This window comes from Thermogutta terrifontis (genome assembly GCF_002277955.1).
Lineage (GTDB): Bacteria > Planctomycetota > Planctomycetia > Pirellulales > Thermoguttaceae > Thermogutta > Thermogutta terrifontis.
In genome coordinates, this window is sequence record NZ_CP018477.1 from 3,908,220 (window position 1) to 3,929,828 (window position 21,609).

Annotated in this window: 10 protein-coding genes; 6 read left to right on the forward strand and 4 right to left on the reverse strand. The window is 57.6% G+C overall.

Annotated features, from left to right (window positions below; genetic code table 11):
- Positions 1–171: 171 nt before the first annotated feature.
- Positions 172–2,532, reverse strand: coding sequence for a dienelactone hydrolase family protein (locus THTE_RS14515; protein WP_095416103.1), 2,361 nt, complete (start codon positions 2,530–2,532; stop codon positions 172–174).
- A 291-nt stretch (positions 2,533–2,823) separates the two neighbouring features.
- Positions 2,824–3,495 (reverse strand): CPBP family intramembrane glutamic endopeptidase, encoded by a 672-nt coding sequence (locus THTE_RS14520; RefSeq protein ID WP_095416104.1) that lies wholly within the window; start codon positions 3,493–3,495, stop codon positions 2,824–2,826.
- A 302-nt stretch (positions 3,496–3,797) separates the two neighbouring features.
- Here THTE_RS14520 and THTE_RS14525 point away from each other — a divergent pair, with 302 nt between their 5' ends.
- Both THTE_RS14525 and ppdK read left to right on the forward strand, forming a co-directional pair.
- Complete coding sequence (locus THTE_RS14525; protein ID WP_095416105.1) at positions 3,798–5,906, forward strand: serine hydrolase; 2,109 nt, start codon at positions 3,798–3,800, stop codon at positions 5,904–5,906.
- A 287-nt stretch (positions 5,907–6,193) separates the two neighbouring features.
- Positions 6,194–8,929, forward strand: coding sequence for a pyruvate, phosphate dikinase (ppdK, locus tag THTE_RS14530; RefSeq protein ID WP_095416106.1), 2,736 nt, complete (start codon positions 6,194–6,196; stop codon positions 8,927–8,929).
- Between the two features lie 153 nt (positions 8,930–9,082).
- On the opposite strand, the gene THTE_RS14535 is transcribed toward ppdK, so the two are convergent.
- Positions 9,083–13,492 (reverse strand): tetratricopeptide repeat protein, encoded by a 4,410-nt coding sequence (locus THTE_RS14535; RefSeq protein WP_095416107.1) that lies wholly within the window; start codon positions 13,490–13,492, stop codon positions 9,083–9,085.
- Between the two features lie 331 nt (positions 13,493–13,823).
- On the opposite strand from THTE_RS14535, the gene THTE_RS14540 reads away from it, so the two are divergent.
- Complete coding sequence (locus THTE_RS14540) at positions 13,824–14,858, forward strand: hypothetical protein (protein ID WP_095416108.1); 1,035 nt, start codon at positions 13,824–13,826, stop codon at positions 14,856–14,858.
- Positions 14,859–14,954: 96 nt separating this feature from the next.
- On the opposite strand, the gene THTE_RS14545 is transcribed toward THTE_RS14540, so the two are convergent.
- Complete coding sequence (locus THTE_RS14545; RefSeq protein WP_095416109.1) at positions 14,955–15,338, reverse strand: hypothetical protein; 384 nt, start codon at positions 15,336–15,338, stop codon at positions 14,955–14,957.
- 417 nt (positions 15,339–15,755) lie between these two features.
- Between THTE_RS14545 and THTE_RS14555 the strand changes: the two genes are divergently transcribed.
- From THTE_RS14555 to THTE_RS14565, 3 genes are all read left to right on the forward strand, one after another.
- Entirely contained in the window at positions 15,756–16,553 is a 798-nt protein-coding gene (locus THTE_RS14555) for a hypothetical protein (protein WP_095416111.1), read from the forward strand.
- 107 nt (positions 16,554–16,660) lie between these two features.
- Positions 16,661–20,239, forward strand: a complete 3,579-nt coding sequence (locus tag THTE_RS14560; protein ID WP_095416112.1) for a right-handed parallel beta-helix repeat-containing protein — start codon at positions 16,661–16,663, stop codon at positions 20,237–20,239.
- A 64-nt stretch (positions 20,240–20,303) separates the two neighbouring features.
- The gene (locus tag THTE_RS14565) at positions 20,304–21,473 is read left to right on the forward strand and encodes a cellulase family glycosylhydrolase (RefSeq protein ID WP_168175907.1); all 1,170 of its coding nucleotides are present in this window, start codon (positions 20,304–20,306) and stop codon (positions 21,471–21,473) included.
- The last annotated feature ends 136 nt before the right edge of the window (positions 21,474–21,609 follow it).

Below are 21,609 nucleotides of genomic sequence, written 5' to 3' on the forward strand. Positions count from 1 at the left end.
GCCAAGCTCAATTCCTTCAATAGCGTAGGGACAACTCATGATTTGCCGCTATCCCACGGCTATGCCTTTAGGTTCCAAGGGATTCTTCCAAAAAGTGGGGATGAATCAGTTACCGGGCGTTGCGACTACTTGGCGACGCCGATGGTGAGCGCGGCCGCTTATCCGGATCTTTCAAAAGCCCAGGTGGCGATGCAAAAACTTGAAAGTCCCCACTCCATGGATGGTGTGTGGGCCGACAAACCACTCGATTTCTGTTTTGTCCGTTAACCCCAAGAGTGCCTCGTACAGGAAACGCACCTTAGCATATTCGTAGGCCACCCGCTCATCCGGGGCTACGCCGTCGAAATGACCCCGCTCCACCATGAAGGGTCTCGGAGCAATGAGCGTCGCCATCTCGGCATAGTTGAAGGTCTCACCCAAGTCGAATTCGAAAATCTCGTATTCTCCAGTGAAAACATAACTGTATTGGCTGCGGGTCGAGGCGTTCTTCCACACCCAATCGTTAAAATCGGCGGAACAGATGGACAGGCAGTACTGGGGCACCAGGGGCGGCACGCGCATCGCCGTCTTGCCACCGTAGGAAAGCCCGTAAAACGCGATCCGCGCCGGGTCAACAAACTCCAAAGTACTCAGCCAGTTCACGATTTGTTGATGCTGGGGCACGATGATAGAAAAGAGCGTCTTTCCGAGAGGATTTGCTTTCCGTTGAAGGGTGCGGAACCGGTCGCCAAAGATGTAGGGATTTTGGGGAGCAAATACAACAAATCCTTGTTCGGCAAGTCGCGCGGCGAAATTATGATAGGCCCGGTGATCTCCCTCGATCGTATCTTGGGGACGCCCTTCTAGCCCGTGCTGGCAGACCACCACGGGGCGCCGTTCTCCCGGCCTGATGTCCTTTGGCACAAGGAGAATCCCATACGCGAATACGCCGTCGAACACGTCAAGGACAACTTCGTACCCAGTCCATTTCTGTTCGTCATACACGCGGCGCGACCGTGGATTAGGAGCTGAGAGCGGAAGGTCGATCCGACCGATAACCTCCTCGTAAAAGTATTTGCGGTACCACTCCACTGTTTCCATGAATTTGGCAAGAGAACTCGTGTCCAGACGGGACCAAAATTGCCGACGAACGTCGGAGCTTTGCTCCAAAAATGTTTGGATATGCCGGTCAAGCTCGTCGATCTGACGCCCCACACGATCGCTTTGCCAGGGATTTTCCCGCCGCCATTGGGGCTCCTGGGCGACCGCGTTGAGCTCGCTCTTGGGATCCAGAGTTTGCAGGAAGGCTTTCAAGAACGTTTCCGAACCGTAGGGACCTCGGCCATCTCCACTCGTTATCAAAGTGAGGTGGCTGGGGAGACGGGCAAGTGAGAGCAATTCGTTAGCCCGGGCAGCTTCGGACTGAACGGCCTCCAGTTGGGGAGTGAACAAGTTTCCCGGCGCTCCACCCAACCCTTTTGGAATCGTCACTTCGGGGCCGCGTGCAGCCTCTACGATGACGGGCCGCGGGTGAACCAGCAGGCTGATCTCGGCACATCCGAAGTCCTTAAGCAACGAGAAGATATTGCGGTCCACAGGCTCTGACCACGTGCCTTCGCGCGGTCCGAAGAACCCGCTGACGGCTGCTGTCGCGATTCGATCGTCCAGGGCCGCGGCGTAAAGCGCCAGCATGCCGCCTTCCCCCCAACCGATGACTGCGATGGTTGGTTTGCCCGCGGGGTCACCCTGCGCCGAAAAGTAATCTACCGCAGCGAGAATTTTTTGCACCTCGTACCCGATGATATGCCGCCCGAGTTCATAAGCAGGACGATACAGGTATTCACGATGGGTCAGCGAGACATTTCTCCGCTTGGCGATTTCCCGAGGAATCAATTGTGGTATCAACACAGTGCAACCACTTTCGGCAAGCCGCCGTGCAAACTGGGATTCCGAAGCCACGCCTGGTGAGAGGCCCGCAAGCGCCTCGGGGGAAACATCGGCGTCCGGAATTGCAATGACCGCGGCGTGTAAGCCGTTGCTCCGGGGTACTAAAAGGAGTCCCTCTCCTGTGACGTCAGAGAAAACATCCCAGCGCACCGCGAAGACATCGTATGTCGGGCCACTGGCCAAAACGGGATCTTGCCCCGGCGGGGCAAGAATGGACAGCCGCGGCGATGCCACTCGGGGATCCGTTACGCCAAGGATCTTGGCCAGTCGGGTCTTTCGGGACGCGATCCACTCTTCGGGCCACTGGCCGGACTTGAACTGTTCTTTCCAAACCTGGTTTCGATGGGCCACCGTCCGGGCAGTTTCCCTGTCGAGAAATTGATCGATCGCATCAATCATTTGCGAGGCCAGGTCGCCCTCCACGGTGAGCGCGGCCGTCCCCGGCAACGAGCCCGCAACGGTTTCTGTCTCACGGGCCGGCTCTGCCAGGGCGAATCTCGCTCCGACTACACTCCCCAGCATCACAAAGCTCCCGAAGATGGCACTGACAAAGGCCACTTTTCCAGCCCGAAGAGCACATTTCAGTTCAATTCTCCTGCATCTCATGGGCAACCTCCCAGGGATGTCTCATTTCTTAACGCACATTCGGAAACCTGCGGCCACATTGGCGCGTTATATCCCTTTTGAGCGACCACCGGCCGGCTTTGGGAATTCGGGTCAGCCACACCCCGGTGCCCTGATTATCTTTTCCACACAGAGTTGAGCAAGAGACCAGCACGCCTTTGCAAATGGCATTTTAGACGGTAATCCTATGAAGGCCTGCTTTGGGCGAACAGGTTTCCGTGATAAGGGATAAACTTTCACGGAACTTTGTGAGAGGAGGGGCAGTTTCGAAGACTACTCGGCCTGGTCTTGCTGTTCTTGCACAGCCCGATCGCTGGGCCAGAAGCGTGCGAGGTACACGACGGCCACAAAATCGTAGAGGCCGTGGGCCACCATCGGGACAACGAGGTTGCCGGTCAGGGCAAAAAGAATCCCCAGATAAACGCCGAGAATAGCTGTTAAGATGACATAAATTCTTGATAATGGGTGAGCGAGTCCGAACAAAACTGCGGCTGCGAAAATTGCCAGAATCGTTGCAAGATCACCGCGAGCTAAATCGTCAGGTGTTCCCAGGAGAGTCGCCAGTCCCCGTTGCACGATTCCCCGGAAAAAAGCCTCCTCTCCGATGCCTGCGACGCACGAAATCATGGCCATCTCGCCGATCGTCGCCGGTCGAAAAAGAGGGGCGATCATTTGGGTCATCAAGTGGCGGAGCTCTCTGAACACGCGGCCCGGCATGTAACGCACGATGGGCAAGAGGAGCAACATCGGCACAGTGGCCAGTGCACCTGCTCCGAGCGCCGAAAGATCCCACTCCACAACTTCCCACAGCGGCAAACGCAGGAGCCAGCCCGCCACGACCGCTATCAGTCCGATAGCGCACTCCAGGAGCGTGCCGTAAACAATAAGTTGGGCTGTCACAGCGCGAGAAGCGGCCACCGGTTGATCTGTGTCGCGAATATCCATGGTTGTTCCTTTGAAGAAACTCTCGGCGTGATACGAACCAGTTCCATTGGTGAGGCGTGGCCGGTAGCACGCCGAAATAGGGACCTCACTACGATCGGCGGCAGACTGTCAATGGTAGAACCAAATCGAGTCGCTCGCTAGATTCGAGGGGGACACTATAATCGTCGTTTGCCTGGGACGGTACACGCCGGTCTGCATTGAGTCGCGCGCGTGGTGCCCGGGCAGTCTAAAATTCCGAATACTTGCCATGCACATTCATTTTTCGCCAACTGGATGTCACCGTTGCTGGAGGAGTTCGCCTCATGTCGAAGGGTCCTTTTCTGTTGTGGATAGGCGCGCTGACGCTGATAATGGCGACGCCGTGGCAGGGCTGGGCCGAAAAACCGTTCGAGTGGGTACCAGCGCAGCCCGAGGCTGTCGGTATCTCGTCTGAAAAACTTCGGGCGCTCAGCGCGGAATTGGCAAAACGGCAAACAAAGGCTTTCTTGGTGGTGCGGCACGACAAACTCATCTGGGAGTGGTATTCCCCCGACCACGGACCCGACAAAAAACACTACACGGCCTCCCTGGCCAAAGCCATTGTTGGCGGAATGGCGTTGGCCATCGCCCTGGATGATGGTTATCTCCGACTTGACGATCCGGTTTCGCGGTATGTTCCGCAGTGGCGAACAGATCCCCGAAAATCAAAGATTACGATTCGCCATCTGGGTTCGCATACTTCCGGGCTGGATGACTCGCGCCCCAACGAAGAGGCCCCCTGGAAGGACGCTTTCTGGCGTCGAGAGCTCCCGCCTCGCGACCCGTTCACGATCGCTCGGGATGTGACGCCCCTGCTCTTCGATCCCGGTGAGCGGTTCCAGTACAGCAACCCGGGTATTGCGATGTTGACCTACGCGGTCGCCGCTGCCATGCGCAACGCCCCCAACAATAACATCCGTGATCTTCTGCGCGACAGAATCTACAGGCCCATTGGATTGAAGGATGACGAATGGTCCATCGGTTATGGGCAGACATTTCATGTGGACGGCCTCCCGCTGATTGCAGCCTGGGGCGGGGCAAATTTCACTGCCCGGGCGACGGCAAGGATCGGAAGGCTGGTCCTCCATCGCGGTCGCTGGGAAGGGCGGCAGATAATCAGCGAAAATTCTATCGCCGCGGTTTGCCAGAGTGCGGGTCTCCCCGGGGACTGTGGAATGGGCTGGTGGACAAATGCCGGAAAACGGTTCTCGTTTTTGCCTGTCGATGCGGTTTGGGGTGCCGGTGCTGGGGATCAAATCCTTCTTGTCATTCCCAGCCTTGATCTTGTGGTTGTGCGCTATGGTGGTGACTTGGGGCCCCAGGCACCTTCTCAGGAGAATGTGGGCCGATACCTGTTTCAGCCATTAATGCAGGTCATCACACCAGAGGATCCCGCTCAATCGGGCACGGCTGGTCCCTATCCTCCGAGCCCCGTCATCAAATCGCTGAGCTGGGCCGCTGCAAACGAGGTCGTTCGCCTTGCACGTGGAAGTGACAACTGGCCAATAACTTGGGGCGATGACGATCGCCTTTACACAGCCTATGGGGACGGATGGGGTTTTGAGCCTGGCGTTGCGCGAAAATTGAGCCTCGGTTTGGCTGTAGTCACCGGTTTTCCACCCCGAATCACAGGGCAGAATATTCGGGCTCCCACGCTTGAGCAGTACGGAGACGGAGCAAAAGGGAAAAAAGCGAGTGGGCTGCTCATGGTAGATGGCACACTGTACGCGCTTGTCCGAAATGCCGGAAATTCTCAACTGGCCTATTCTCGGGACCACGGCGCAACGTGGACATGGGCACCGTGGAAGTTCACTACCAGCTTCGGATGCCCGACTTTTTTGAACTTCGGACCGAACTATGCGGGAGCACGGGACGGGTATGTTTACATCTACTCTCCGGACGCCGATGATGCCTACTCCGCAGCGGATCAAATGGTTCTTGCCCGAGTTCCCAAAGGCTCTATTCTCGAGCCGAGTGCCTACGAGTATTTCGTGCGATTGGATTCCGACCAGAAGCCTGTTTGGAGCAGGAATGTTGCTGATCGCGGTCCGGTTTTTCGGCATCCGGGTCATTGCTGGCGTTCAGGAATCACCTACAACCCCGCATTGAAGCGATACATGTGGTTTCATGTGTATCCCAAACAAACGAGGGGAGACGGTGCCCCGGGGGCAAGAGGCTGTGGTGTTTATGATGCCCCAGAGCCCTGGGGCCCGTGGACCACCGCGTTCCATACCGAGGAGTGGGACATGGATCCCGGCGAAAGCGGCTGCTTTCCTGCCAAATGGATGGACCAAACGGGAAAGAACATGTGGCTGGTCTTCTCGGGCGAAGACTCATTCAGTGTGCGTCGCGTGGATATCACAGTCCACAAGTCAGGCGACGGTCCCAAATGAGACGTGCTGGTCCCTGGGATGAAGTGTCGAGCTGACAAAGCTCTCGGGATCCACCGAAAGAAGCGTTACTGCCTTAGGCGGCGGATACTTGCTAACGGGTAGTGCGCGGAATCGCGGTTCGTTGACGGATGATCAGATAAGGGGTAAACTACGTAATTCTTTTAGATCGCGTGAAAAGTCGCTCTTTGTGGAGCCCAGCTTTGTCGGAAGGCGGGCGGAGCGTTTTAATCACCAATCGCCCGATAAACCAAGTTTTTGTCAGCGGAAATTGTCAAGGAGTGTGCACAATGACGCAAGCACCCAAGTACGTGTACTATTTTGGACCGGAAGGGACCGAGGGCAATGCATCGATGGTGAATTTGCTCGGTGGCAAAGGCGCCAACCTCGCCGAAATGGCGGGCCATCCCGACCTGCGGCTTCCGGTGCCGGCCGGGTTCACCATCACCACAGAAGTCTGCACCTATTTCATGCAACACGGCGGCCAGTATCCCCCGGGCTTGAAGGAGCAAGTGGAGGAGGCTCTCCAGAAAGTCGAAAAAGCGATGGGAATGAAGTTCGGAGATCCAGAGAATCCTCTCTTGGTCTCCTGTCGCTCGGGTGCCCGTCGGTCTATGCCGGGAATGATGGAAACGGTGCTCAATGTCGGTTTGTGCAGCAAAACCATTCCCGGACTCATCAAAAAGACGAACAACCCACGATTTGTGTACGACGCCTATCGTCGGCTCATTATGATGTATTCTGACGTGGTCATGGAAAAGGCCGAGGGCATTGAACCGCCCGACGGAATGGGAATCCGCGTGCAGCTTGAACGGATGATGGAAGAGCTCAAGCACAAGAAGGGCTATGAGAAGGACACAGATCTGACGGCCGAAGATCTCCAGCAGCTTTGTGAGGCTTTCAAGGCCAAGGTCAAGGAAGTCCTCCGCAAGCCGTTCCCGGATGATCCCTTCGAACAACTGTGGGGCGGAATTGCCGCTGTGTTCAAGAGCTGGAACGGCAAGCGCGCGGTAGCCTATCGCCGCATCGAGGGAATTCCCGATGACTGGGGAACAGCCTGCAACGTCCAAAGCATGGTCTTCGGAAATATGGGAGACACATCAGCAACGGGTGTGGCCTTTACCCGGAACCCAGCCACGGGTGAAAACCAATTTTACGGCGAATGGCTGCCCAACGCGCAGGGCGAAGACGTGGTGGCCGGTATCCGTACCCCGAACCCACTCAATAAGGCCACCAAGACGGAGCAGAACAAGCATCTGCCGTCTCTTGAAGAGGCCATGCCGGAAATCTATCAGCAGCTTCTCGATATCCGCAATCGCCTGGAGCGGCACTATAAGGACATGCAGGACATCGAGTTTACCATCCAGGAGGGCAAGCTCTACATGCTGCAGTGCCGCGTGGGCAAGCGGACGGGAACCGCCGCTCTCAACATCGCCATGGATATGCTCAAGGAGGGTCTGATCGACGAGGAGACGGCCGTTCTCCGTGTGGCTCCCAAGCAGCTTGATGAGCTGCTCCATCCGATTGTCGATCCGAACGCCGAGAAGAAGGCCACGGCCATCGCTTCGGGATTGCCAGCGGGCCCCGGCGGAGCGTGCGGACAAATCGTCTTCACCAGTGAAGACGCGGTCGAATGGACCAAGAAGGGCAAGAAAGTGATCCTGGTTCGCGAAGAGACCAACCCCGAGGATGTGGAAGGCATGCGGGCAGCCGTGGGTATCCTCACCGCCCGGGGCGGAATGACCAGTCACGCAGCGCTGGTTGCCCGTGGGTGGGGCAAGTGCTGCATTGTGGGCGCAGGGAAGATTAAAGTCGACCCTGAAAAGAAATGCATGACCGTGGATGGCAAGACGTATAAAGAGGGCGACTGGGTCACCCTCAATGGTACGCGAGGGATCGTGTACGAGGGACAACTCCCGCTCATTGATGCCACCGAAAACCCGCGGCTCAAAGAGTTCATGGCACTCGTTGAGAAATACCGCAAGCTGGGAGTGCGAACAAACGCCGACACCCCGGCGGATGCTAAAATCGCTCGCGAATTTGGGGCAGAAGGCATTGGTTTGTTCCGCACGGAGCACATGTTTTACGGCGAAGGTTCTGACGAACCCCTGTTCATCCTGCGGAAGATGATCCTCTCCCGTACCGCGGAGGAACGGCGGAAGGCCCTGGATGAATTGTTCCCGTTCATGAAGCGGGATATCAAAGGCACGCTGGAAGCGATGAACGGCTTGCCGGTTACCATCCGGTTGCTGGATCCTCCGCTTCACGAGTTCGTTCCGCAGGATGAGGACAAGCAGGCCGAGCTGGCCAAAGCGATGGGCATTTCCGTCGAGGACGTCAAGCGCCGTGGCGAAGAGCTCCACGAAACGAACCCGATGATGGGCCATCGTGGTGTCCGGCTCGGCATCACCTATCCGGAAATCACCGAGACACAGGTGCGGGCCATTTTCGAGGCCACTGCTGAGCTGATCAAAGAAGGCAAAGATCCTCACCCGGAAATCATGGTCCCGGTCACCTGCGACGTGAAGGAACTCGACCTCACGAAGCAGATTGTGGACCGGGTCCATGCCGAGGTGGAAAAGAAGTTTGGCGTTAAGATCTCGTACCTGTATGGTACGATGATCGAAATTCCGCGGGCCTGCCTTGTGGCCGACAAGATGGCGCGAACCGCCCAATTCTTCTCGTTCGGTACCAACGACCTGACGCAAATGGGATTTGGTTTCAGCCGGGACGATATCGGCGGTTTCCTGCCGGACTATCTCGAGAAGCGGATTTTGATGGCCGACCCCTTCCAAACGATTGATCAGGAGGGCATCGGGCAACTCATCGAGATGGCGGTGCAAAAAGGGCGTGCCACGCGGCCCGACCTGAAAATTGGTATCTGCGGTGAACAGGGTGGCGATCCCGACTCCGTGGAGTTCTGCTTCAAAGTCGGGATGAACTACGTGAGCTGCTCGCCGTATCGCGTGCCCATCGCTCGGTTGGCCGCGGCGCAGGCCTCCATCAAGGCCAGCCGCAAGAAGTAAGCTCCGCGGGTGCGAACCTGAGGGCGGCGGCTAAACGCGCCGGGCCCTGTTCGAGACAGCGCATCAGGCAGGGGGATTGCTCGCAATCCCCCTTTTTTGTGCGCGCCCGAGGTCAGCCGAGTGGCCGAGCCACGGGAGTCCAGGTGCGAGTGCTCAGTTGAGGGAAAGCCCCAGGTTTTTGAGTTCGGCTGTTAAACGACGCAGACGAGGACGCTCGATCGGGGGGAGAGCTTCCTCGGAGAGGCGATAGTTATCCCGAGCTCGTTGAAATTCTCGCACTGCGGTCGCCTTGTCCCCCGCCAGCCAGAGGGCCTCCACAAGGTGAAAATACGTCAGCGCGGACGGTTCCTCGAGAACAGCTTGTCGCGCGTCGGATATGGCCTCGGCAAGACGTTCCTGCCGCATTCGGACCACTGCACGTGTGTCGAGAAAGCTCCCAATGGGGCCCAGCACGGTGATGGCATGTTCGACGAGCTGCTCAGCCTCGCGAAGGATTGCTGCGTTTTCAGATTGAGCAGATCCCTCTCTCGATGGTAGATCACATTGCGCGCCTAAAACATACGCCAAATTGTTTTCCAGAAGGGCCTTTTCCAGATCGGACAATCGGCTGTCAGACAGAAGTCGGCGATAGAGCGGAACAAGCTCCTCGTAGCGCCCGGCTAAATTGAGAAAGCTCATGTAAGCGAGAAGCACCCCTTTATCGCCCGCGGAGTTCACATTCGCTCGTTGAAACCAGGCGTCCACTCGTGCCAGATGATCTGGCTTGACTTGTTCGCGGGCAGCACGCAGACAGTTCACCGCGCACACAACAACACGTTCCACGGGGACATGGGCGAGTGCCTGCTCGCAGCAATCAAGGGCCGCCTCCAACTTTTGCTGGCGCGAGAGGAAGAGAGCCTTTGCCATGAGGGCTACAGGATAATGACTTGTCACCTGCTCCAAAACTTCGCCAGCAAGCGAGGTCATTCCGGCCTTTTCGGCCAGCTCGGCGAACTGCATGGCCTGATCGTACTTCCGCTCGTCGATGGCCTTTGAGACCATGTCTCGCCAGCGGCTTTCTAGCTCTTTCGTATTCCCAGACTGGACCGCCAGACGCGTTTTCAATTCCAGGACAGCCGGTGAATCATCTCCCAATCGAGCCACAAGTTTTTCAAGGTACGGCTGAATTTCCTCACCGGGCGACCCGTGAGTCAGCATCTCGCGAATAAAGAAAGCGAGTTGAGCGGGAGTCGGATCCGGTGTTTGCTGGAACAGCGCCGCCATTTGCAGCCGCGCGTCCGGCCAGCGTCCTAGAACCGCAAGGATCTGAGCATAAACGAACCGATCTTCCGCGGAGAGGATGACCCCTTCTCGAAGCAATTTCTGATAGATATCCGCGACTTCCTGTTTTGCCGCCCGCTCGGGCCGGTTCGCCAGAACTCTGGCCAACAGACAGCGATCGGTGATCTGCGCAGCCTGCTTCAGGTTTTCTTCCAGCAACGACCGGGCACGCTGGAAGTCTCGGTAATCCGCGGATTTGGCCAGGAGTTGCGCGAGATTCCGCCGCGCGTTGCGGAGAGTCTCCTCGCTGACCACGAGATTATTTCCCGATGCCGCCACAATACGTTCGAGAGCAGCCTGGCACTCGCGGAGCCTACCTTGGCGCAGAGAGAATCCTGCCCAATCGAGAAGCAGATCGGCATCTTGCGGTGCCTCGTCCATTGCCCGGCGAAAGCATTGTTCTGCCTGTTGGATGTCACCCACCGCTTCGTATCCCAGGGCGAGGACGCGCAGCGACGGAACGTCTTTTTTCAGCACGGCTCCCAGTTCTTCCAGTTGCTTTCGGGCTTCTGAATTCCGGTTCGTCCTTACCAGGTAAATAATTTGGGCCAGAGTAATCTGGGGCACGTGCGGAGCAAGCTGTTTGGCCCTCTCGAATGCTCGGTCCGCCTCATCGGTGTTTCCGCTGCGGCTCAGCAGTTGTGCCCACCAAAGCCAATCGAGGGGATCGCTCGATTCTTCTATTCGTGGTCCAAGTACCTGTTTCACCCTATCGAACTGGCCCTGCTGAGCCCAAATCTCTGCCTGTAGCTTCAGACGCTGCAAGTCGTTATTGCCGGCCTGTTCGGCAGTGCTTTGCAGGAGCTGCTCGGCCTCGGAGGTTTGGCCCACTAGAAGCAACAATCGAGCCAGTTCTTCCCGCCCCTGGGGTCCTAAAAGTCCTCGCTGCTCCAGTGATCGCAGGCTTTCAATCGCCGCCTCCCAGCGGCCTTCCAATTGAGCGATTCGGGCCTCCAGGCGAATCAGGTCCGGCCAGAAGGGCAGGTATCGGCGAGCCATGGTGATTTGCGACCGTGCATCGGCCAGCAGCCGTTCCCGCTCGGCCACGGACAGGCTGGGCTGGGAAGCTCGCCCCACGTCGATCACGGCCCGGCCGTAAGCGGTGACACGTCCTGGCCCACCTTCCGCACGCCGGATCTGTTCCAGAATCCTGTCGGCATCCTCCCAATCCGCCCGAGCGACTGCGAACTCCAGCAGCAAGCGGTGAATCTCAGTGTCATTTGGGTCGATCACTGCAAGCTGCCGGGCTATTTCCGCGGACCGATCCAGATCTCCCGATTGAAGCGCAAGCCGCAGCACCGCGCGAAGGACCGTTTGCCGCTCGGAAGGTCTCAGCCCTTTCGCCTTCGAGACAACATCCGTCAGGATTTCGTTTCGTTGATCCTTTTCCGCATACTGGCTCAACTGGACCTTGGCGAGCAAAATCTCCGGGCGCGGTCCAAACTGCTTTTCGGCGACCGAAAGCCGATCAATCGCCTCGGAAATCCGCCCAGATCGGCCCAACAGTTCGCATAGTGCGGTCCAAAGAGTCAAGGAAGCTCTTTCTTGTATCGCTTCCTCCAGCAACTTTACAGCCTGGTCCACCTCGCCCTGAGCCTGCAACCATCGGGCGTTGAGCAAGGTCTTTTGTTCTGGCGAGAGAGCCGGGGAACTCTCCAGCGACCGACGCAGGTCGTCAAGTTGCTTCCAAAGAGGGTCCTGTGGCTTTAAACCTGTTCGGGTGTTCAATGTCGCCAGGAAGTACGCCATCTGGAGCTCGGGGAACGCAGTCCACGGTGATGTGGCGCCACTTTGCATCAACCTGGTGATCGCTTCCTGCGCTGCTTCTGTCATTCCCTGGGAAAGGAGCCAGTTAATCCAGGCAAGCTGAACCCGGGACGATTCCGGGAATCTTTCTCGCAGCTCGCCGAGAACTGCCCCGGCTGCATCCGACGCCCCACTCTGCGTGTAAGCAAGGACCAGTGTAAGTCCTGCAATTTCCGCCCGCGAATCATTCTTGTCCAAGAATTTGCGGAAAAGCTCATCGAGCGGCCGAGTGCTTTCCCGTGCCCGTCCTTCAAAAACCGCAACCCGAAGTTGCCACAATTCGAGGGCTTCCGCGTCAAACTGAGCTTTCTGCATCTGCTGAATGACGGAACGAGCCCCCAGAATATCGGGAGGGTTTTTACCAAGACAGACTTCCACAAGCTCCGGCAGGAAGGTGGCGTTTCGCTCCGCCAGCCGTTGCAGGTACTTCTCCTGTGTGGCTAGATCACCGGCCAATCTTGCCCATTTCACCAAGCCAGACCAGACTCTTTCGTCGTCCGGCGCAATGGCTGCGGCTTTTTGCAATAGCTCGTGGGCTTGCGCAAGCCGATTCTCACGGAGTTCCAGCTCACTTTCGATCAGCAGTGCCTCAACATTCTGGGAGTCTTTGCGCATCGCGACATGGGCATCATGTTTGGCCATACTCAGCGCATCGCTGGCCTCCTGCGGATTGGCTGTCGTCTGGGCCACCCAGAGCCAAAAAGCGGCCCGGCGAGCGTAGGCCGCCGCAGAGTCCGGATTCTTTGCCACCAATTCATCCATCACCTGCCGGGCGGACTCGTAGTCTCGGACCATCTCGTCGCGATAGCACCGAGCCAAAAGGGTGTATGCCTCCAGCGCATCGGGATGACGCGTCAGACAGTCCCGCAGCGTCTTAATGGCTTCTAAGGGCTGAGCCCGCGCGACTTGACACCTCGCAACGTTGAGTAACGCCTCTGCACTGTCTGGCTCGATCTGTCGTAACTGGGACCAAGCAGAAAGCGCCTCGCTCCACCGTCCCAGTCGCATTGCTACCTTCCCAAAGGCGCGAAGGAGCTCCCGATTCTCGGGAAACCGCGCCAGCGTCCGGCTCAACACCCGATACGCGTTAAGCTGGAGCTGTGCGTGGCTGGGGGAATTCTCTGCCTGCTCGCTGACTGCCAGCGCCAATCGAATGGCCACTTCACCATCTGTGGGCCGGTAACGCAGATACAGATCGTAATTCCTCACAACGCCTGCTAACGCCTGCGTCAGCGCCGTCCTGTCCTTTCGATCGTGGGCAGACGCGGCCTCTTGTTCGCATCGCTCTGCGCGCTGGCGGATTCGGTCGGCAATTCGCTCCAGTTGCCGGTCATGCAACCACGAAAGTCCGACCCCTCCGATTACTGGAACGACAACGAGAAGCAACCATGCAGGCCAATTGAAACGCCATCGGATGGGTGACTTGTTGGACACCATGCCAAACGCTCTTAAGAAGCGATCACTCTCGTGTGTTCCAGGGCGGCGAGTGTTCTGATTGGCCACCGCGAGGCCGGCCGAACAGTGTCGGGAGCCCTTCGAAGACCGACTTCTCCGCTCATTTCCTGTTTTACGATAAAGCTTGCCGTCCTCGTGGTTAAGAAATGCTTAGGCAATCTATGCATTTTACTCATTTTAATCCGTCACAAAACTGCCCTTGCACACGATGTGAGATATGGGTATGGAAGGGCTACCGCAGAACCACGGTCGCCGCCCTTGTTTTACTTGTTTTAAAGGGCGGTCGACCTTGCCCTGGTTTGTACCTTGCCCCATGACATTCCCCCGGCGCCCATTCATATTCCTGAGCCTTGGCATACTTTTCTGGTCAGGCTGTCGGACGCCCCAGGTCGTCACACAGCTTGAACGCGAAAACTACGCGCTCGAAAACAAGATCTGGGAACTTGTTGATTTGCTCGAGCAGAAGCAGGCCGAGCTGGACGCGTGTCGATCCGAACTCGAGCGGCTGAAGACGCAGACCGGCCAGGAAACTCGTCCTGCGAAGCAAACCAGAAGCGTTCCGGATGTGACTGCACCCCTTTGGACACACTCTTCCGGGCGAACTATCGAGGCGGCGCCACATGTTGCAGATTCCGATGTGCCACGTCACATCGTAACGCCGCCTAAAATCGAGATCACTCCTCCCCAGGTGGAAACGACGCCTGAAGCGGCTTTTCCATCGCGACCACCGTCTGATTCATTACCCAGGGTCTCATCTTGTCCGATCGAACCACCCCTTTGGCTCAGCCCGCAGGATACATCTCAACCATCTCCGCCCCAGGTTCTGCCGCCCAGTTCAGAGAATCACGCCGCGCCACTGGTTAATTCTCCCCATGAGACCGCTGAGGACCTTTCCCCCGCCCCGAGAGTCGGTGCCCCGTCCCCATCCCCGTCCCTCCCGCGGCCTGAGATCGCCGGTCACGAGCCAGACAGGCTGGTTTTGCCAGAGGATCACGCCACTGGTCGGGACTACGATGGCCTCCCCGGTGATGACGGAATAGCCCTTCTATTGCAACCGGTTGACGCACGGGGTACGGTCGTGTTTCAGCCTGCCACAGTCACTGTAGTGGCCATCGACCCGCAGGTGCGGGGTCCTGCCGGAAGAATAGCCCGATGGGAACTCCAGCCCGAGGAACTTCGCAGTTACCTAGTCAACCGACCGGAAGTTCAGGGATTTCTCCTGGAGCTTCCCTGGCCAGATGCGCCCCCTCAACATGACCATTTAAAAGTCTTTGTCCGCTACGAAACCGCCTCCGGGAAGCGGCTGGAAAGCCAGGCGGACGTGACCGTGCGGCTTGCTCATCAGTGACAACTCGAACCGGCATGCCTTGTCAATTGGGTAGCCCGGCGGGATGTTTTGCGGGGAGCCGGAATGGAAAACTCAATTCCCAATGCTCTTGACATCTCAATGCACGTTTACCCCCTGCTGCCCAGGCGATGGGATTTCGCGGGCGGCTTCTGGCGTCTTTGAATACCGGTCCTGTCTGCACGGGGAAGAATTCTGCCAATTTTGCCCCTGCCATGCTCGGTGCACATAGTACGCACCCACGATGCCCGTCATCTGTGCCAGCAGCAGCCATCCGGGATGAATAACCGGCGAATAAAACTGGGGTCGCGCGGCCAGCCACCACGCGATCTCCCAGCCGTCCTTAGTTTTCCGCCATAGATCGGACGCATCCCCTGATGTGTCTTTCTGTGCCACACTGGAATTCGTCAAACAGGAAAGAAGGCCCCCGCCGAGCACAAGCACAGCCACACAGAGCAACGCCAGCACAGCGACATGACGCACAGTGGGTCAGACCTTTCCTGGAAAACAAGCCCAATGCGAGAAGTTTGCGTTCAGTGACGGCGTGAAAGGCACGCACATGACGGTTCAATGCTGTCACCATCTGAAGACGAAAGGCAACTGCCATACCGGAGTGGGCCGTGAGTCCTCTTATGCGCGATGAGGTGGAAAATTCCTGCGAACCAGGCAGGAGCACGAAAAATTCACGCTATGAATGTTGCCTGGAATCAACACGCAAGCATTCACGCTTGCCAAATGTTGCCGGGAGCCATCGCTGAGGCATCGGGGCGACCGTACCAAAACCCCAGGCTGATTGTGGGAACGGCTCCACCGCGATAAAATGGCCAGCCGCAAGTGAGTGACTCGGCCCGCCGTCCTTTCGGCTTTGGCCCAGCTTTTCTCATCACCTGGAGAACTGGCATGAAACCTATTTGTCCCTCCTGCCATCAAGAGATTCCGGTGGAAGATGTGAATTTACATACTGGGTTGGGCCGGTGCCGCTACTGCAATGAGATCTTCGAAATACCCGAGCTCGTGGAACATATCAAAAAGATTCAGGTGGCTCCGGCAAGCGAGGTCCCGAAAGCTCCGCCCGTCAAGCCTGCAGACAGCCGAATACGTCTGATCCGAAAGAATGACAAGATGCTGATCGACGTTCCTCCGTGGGGGTTGAACGGGCCGGCGGTGGGCATCCTTTTGTTCAGTCTATTCTGGCTGGGTTTTGTGGCTTTTTGGACTGCCGGCGCCCTGGGGCTTTTCTTTCATCCGGGTCAATTTCCCAAATGGGAGAATATCGCGTTCGCCCTTTTTTCGATCCCCTTCTGGCTGGTCGGCTTGGCACTTTTCGGAGGCGCGCTGGCAGGCATGTTCTCCCGGCGAATTGTGTATCTTGACAGTTCCTGGCTGGAAAGTCGCTGGAAATGCCTCTTCGTTTCTTTCCGAAAACGTATCAGCCGCGAAAATGTGCAAATGGCACGGGCGGCATCAGAGCCGTTTTTTAAAACTGACAGCGGAGGGCAATCCCGCCCGTGGTTCGGCGTTGAAATCGTTTACACAAAAGGTAAGATCAAAATCCCATGTGAAAGCGAGGCGGAACAGAATTGGTTGCTGGCGGAAATCAACCAGTTCCTCGAAACCGTTCCCTTCCGACCAGATTACCTGAGCGAAGGCTTCACGCAGGCCCGCGAGTTACTTGAGGAGACACGCTCAGAACCGTAGGCAGGTCCCCAACTTACCGCTGACCAACCATCGTGACCAACCATCGTTTGCACATCGTCGCCCCGTAACGCAGTCCGTCCCAGGCAGTGAAGAAAGAGGAAAGCCCGATGCGCGATCCATTCACAGCGGCACGAAACTTGACACAGATTCTCACGCTATGGGGAATTGCCCTTGCCGGCACGCTGTGCTCGGCGACTCCACCTTTGCGGAATTACGTATTCGACGGAAGCCCCTCGGCCCCGCGGGAACTGGCAAGCACCGGCACCGAGAACGCGCCTTTGCGGCTTTCTGCTACCGCGCCCCTGTCCACCCAACCAGGAAGAGCTTCTCGAGGCCAAACATATCTTCTGGACAATGCAGCCTACGAGGGACAACCATTCGATGCCAGCCAGGGATTCACCATCGAGGTTATCTTCCGCTACTTCGGCCAGGGAAGCCAGCTAGGCAACGGTAGGCCGAACGGGATGATCTTTGCTCAGGGCGATGGCTACTGGCGTGGCCTGCGGTTGTATTGTGACACTCCAACCGGACAGCTGCGTTTTGAGATGGGGCGGCCGCAGCCCCGCAATGCGTTCGGCCTCAGCTCGTCGCTTGGCATCCCGCGAGGGGTGTGGCAGCATGTCGCGGTCACTTGGGATCGACAGGAACTTCGGCTCTTCTGGAATGGGGTGCTTGTGGCCGCCAGTCCCTACAACGAACCTTACACACCACCAAACGGGCCCCTGCGAATTGGTTATGCCGATGCGGGTGTCGGTTCCTTGCGGTTACAGGTCGCTCAATGGGTGGCGTATCCCGAGGCGCTTTCCCCGGCCGTGGTTGCGGAGCACGCCCTCTCTGCAATCCCCGGCCCAGTGAGGGTCGCAAGCAACCTCTCGTACTTCAATCCCACCACATCCGCGGAGTGGCAAAGGGCTACTGACTTGGCCGCCAGAGGTCAATGGCGTGAAGCCGGGCAGACGTGGTCAGCGCTGGCCCTTCATCCACAAAGCAGTTCCGAAGTCCGCGCACTGGCCAAATTTGCCGGGGCAATCGCCAAGCGCCTTCACGGTGCCACGGGGCAGGCCATTCTCGACTGGGCCAACCTTTTTCAGGGCGAAAATGTCGCCGAGATCATTCGACTCAACGCGGCGGCATCGTGCCTCTTTGCGGCAAAGGGTACGATTGGGGCGGTGCCGATCCCGGAACTTTACGAGAGCCTCTTGCAGCGGGCAGAATGGTCTCCGGAGGAACGAACGACGCTTTTACTCCTCGCCGGCGAGGCCGCCCTCCAAGCGGGAATGAGCACCACGGCCCAGAAACGGTTTGCGGAAGCACTTGGTTCACCATCTCTCACTCAATCTCAGCGATGGGACGTTGAACTCCGAATTGCACACGCGCTTCGGGGCGCTCAAAAGTGGGAAGAGGCTCGCCGGGCCTATCAGCAAATCGCAGAAAATTTTCAAGCGCCGCCCCCACTCCGCAGCCTGGCATGGTTGGGATGGGCCTCCACGTATGAGCGGGCGGGACAATGGCGGGAAGCCGCACAGGCTTATCGGAGAGTGACCACCATGCAAGAGGTCCACCCGGTCCATCGTTGGGAAGCGGAGGAGCTGGCTCGCGAGATGGAGCGGCTGGCCGAGGGACTACCCCGTCGAGACCCGGAGTGGCATCGGACGCCGGTCCCGGTATTTCCCACGCCAGGTCTGGTGCTTCACGTGGCCCCCCATGGCAACGACGCCCAACCGGGCACTGCCGACGCCCCACTTGGATCACTGGCTGGGGCACGGGATCGCATTCGGCAAATCAAAAAAGAGAAAGGCCTGCCGCATGGGGGAATCACCGTGCTGATTCATGGGGGAGTCTATCGCATGTCGGGAACGTTGGAACTGACGGAAGAGGACTCTGGCACGGCGGACAGCCCCATTGTGTATCGGGCGGCCGACAACGAAACACCCATCTTTACCGGAGGGATTATTCTCGCGGGGGCTGTGCCTGTGCGAGACCCCGCAATCCGAAACCGATTGCCCCAATTGGTCCGCGATAAGGTCCTGCAAATCGATCTCCGGGCCAATGGAATCAACGACTACGGTAGTCTTGGTCCTCGGGGGTTTGGCCTCGCCGGCTATCCCACTCATCCATGGGTGGATGTTTATTTCAATGAGCGCCCCGGCACCCTGGCCCGGTGGCCAAATGAAGGCTTCGTGACGATCCAGGGGCTCGCCACTCCGGCAGGCGATGCCGGAGCAGGGAAGCCAGCCACCTGGAAGGTTGAGGGACGGCCCCTCGAATGGGCCACCAGCGACGACATTTGGATGTACGGCTATTGGCGATACCTTTGGGCTGGGACCACCATTCGCGTGGCCAAAATTGATCCCCAGTCCCACCAATTAACCACTGCCGGAAGCTCCGGCTACGGTTTTGCCGAAGGGATGCCCTACTACTTCTTCAATGTACTGGAAGAGCTCGACCAGCCGGGCGAGTGGTATCTCGATCGCGCCAGAGGGATTCTCTATTTCTATCCACCGGATGAGATCGATCACTTGCGCATCACATTTCCGACCCTCGCCACCCCGTTCGTACGGATGAGAAATTGCGCTCATGTGCGGCTGGTCAAGCTCACCTTTGAATGTGGGCGTGCCGAGGGGGTTGTCATCGAGGGCGGGCAACAAGTTGCACTCCTGGGATGCCGCATGATGCGGCTGGGAACCAACGGTGTCATCATCCGCGGTGGTGAAAAACATCTCGTGATGGGCTGTGATATAGGGACAGTGGGAGCCGGGGGTATCCGATTGGCGGGCGGCGATGAGAAAACGCTCAGTCCCTCCGGTCATGTCGTGGAAAACTGCCACATCTGGGAATTCACCCGCGTCGACCGTAATTACGCCCCCGCCGTGCATGTGGATGGCGTGGGGAGCACAATCCGGCACAATCTATTCCACGATTCCCCCCACCACGGCATGCGATTAGAGGGATTCGATCATCTGGTGGAACTCAATGAGGTCCACAGCGTTGTCTACGAAGCCGATGACCAATCGGGGATCGACATGTTCGGCAATCCTGCAAGTCGCGGCAACGTGCTGCGATGGAATTTCTGGCATCACATTGGCAGCGGTCACAACGTCGCCGGGCAGGCGGGCATCCGGCTTGATGATATGATCAGTGGAGTGGTCGTTTACGGGAATGTCTTCTATCGTTCGGCAGGCGGCCGTTTTGGCGGCCTGCAGATCCATGGCGGAAAAGATAATTGGGTCGATAACAACCTTTTCATCGACTGCAAAGCGGCGATCAGCTTCTCCCCATGGACCGAGTCCCGCTGGGTCGAAAGCGTTCAAGGATGGTTGGAAAACGCACGGCGGCGGGGACTCGATGTCACCAGGCCACCCCTTTCAACCCGGTACCCGGAGCTACTCAATCTGGAGTCCAATCCCAATCGCAATTTCATACTGAGATCGCTGGTCGTCAATTGCGGTGAATTCGCCATTCGTGACCCCGGAGTCAATGTTTTCTTCGACAACCATATGGCCGAGGGCGACGTCGGTTTTGAAGACCCATCCCAGCACCGCTTTGGGCTGAAACCCGATGCCAAACCTTTCCAGTGGTTTCACTTCCGGGCCATTCCCTTCGACGAAATCGGATTGTATCCCAGCCCGGTCCGCGCGACGTGGCCGGTGGAACACAGTGTTTCGCCCAAATACGTGGCTGAGTGAACTTGGAGCCAGTACCGTCACCTGGCAACGCAAGACACCACGACTCAAGGAAAGGAGTGCACCTATGTCCACATCCACCACTCGACGGGATTTTCTTACGCAGACTGCCGCCGCTACTGTGGGTGGCTTACTCGGCGCTTCCCGCGTAGCCCGCGCTTTGGGGGAGGAATCCGCCGTGGGAACCCCACCTGCCGTGCCGCGGTGGCGGGGATTCAATCTGCTTGATTTCTTCCAAGCCATGTGGCGCCCGGTGGAAGGCGATTTTGTCAAGGTTGAGCCCGTACCTGAGGAAGATTGCCGACTGATTGCGGAGCTCGGTTTCGACTTCGTGCGGCTGCCGATGGACTACTGGCTGTGGATCGATTCGGATTGGCCAAAGACGAAAAAACTTCGCCCGGACGACCTTTTCAAGATCCGTGAAGCAACGCTGGAAAAGATCGATCAGTCCATCGAAACCTGCCGCAAGTATGGCCTGCATGTTAACCTGAATTTTCATCGTGCCCCCGGTTACTGCATCAACGACCCCGAGCGAGAACCGCTCAGTCTGTGGAAGGACAAAGCCGCTCAGGAGGCATTTGTCCACCACTGGACCGTGTTTGCCAAACGGTATCGTGGGATCTCCGCGAAGGAGCTGAGCTTCAACCTGGTGAATGAGGCTCCCACTCCACGCCCTGGCTATATGACCGCGGAAGACTACTGCCGAATCATGGGTCAGGCCATCGAGGCGATCCGCAAAATCTCGCCCGACCGATTGATCTTTGTGGACGGCCTCAATGTGGGGACGAAAGTGGTTGAATGTCTCATCTCGACCGGCGTGCCGCAGAGCGTGCACGCGTATTATCCGGCCCAGATCAGCCATTACCGGGCCTCGTGGGTCGATCGAGATTCCAAATTCCCGGAACCCACCTGGCCTATCAAAAATCCGGATGGGTCGGTCCGAATTGGTCGGCAACAATTGGAAGAGCATTTCGCTCCCTGGGGTGAACTGCGACGAAAGGGCATCGGGGTTCACTGCGGCGAAACCGGCTGTTTCAACCGTACACCCCATAACGTCTTTCTCGCCTGGATGGAGGATGTGCTGGACATCCTCAAAGGCCACAACATCGGGTGGGCACTATGGAACTTCCGTGGCTCATTCGGGGTCCTGGATTCCGGCCGGAAAGACGTGGATTATGAAGATTTTCACGGTCACAAACTGGACCGGAAATTGCTAACCCTGTTGCAAAAGTATTGATCCAATTAAAACATGGGGCACAAACGTACCTTGATCTGACGGGCGTTCTAAAAAAATCGGGCGAAATGACTTTACCCGAAGTTTCGCGCCGACTGGTTGATCTGAAAACGTCAAATATCGCAAGTGAAACAGTCAG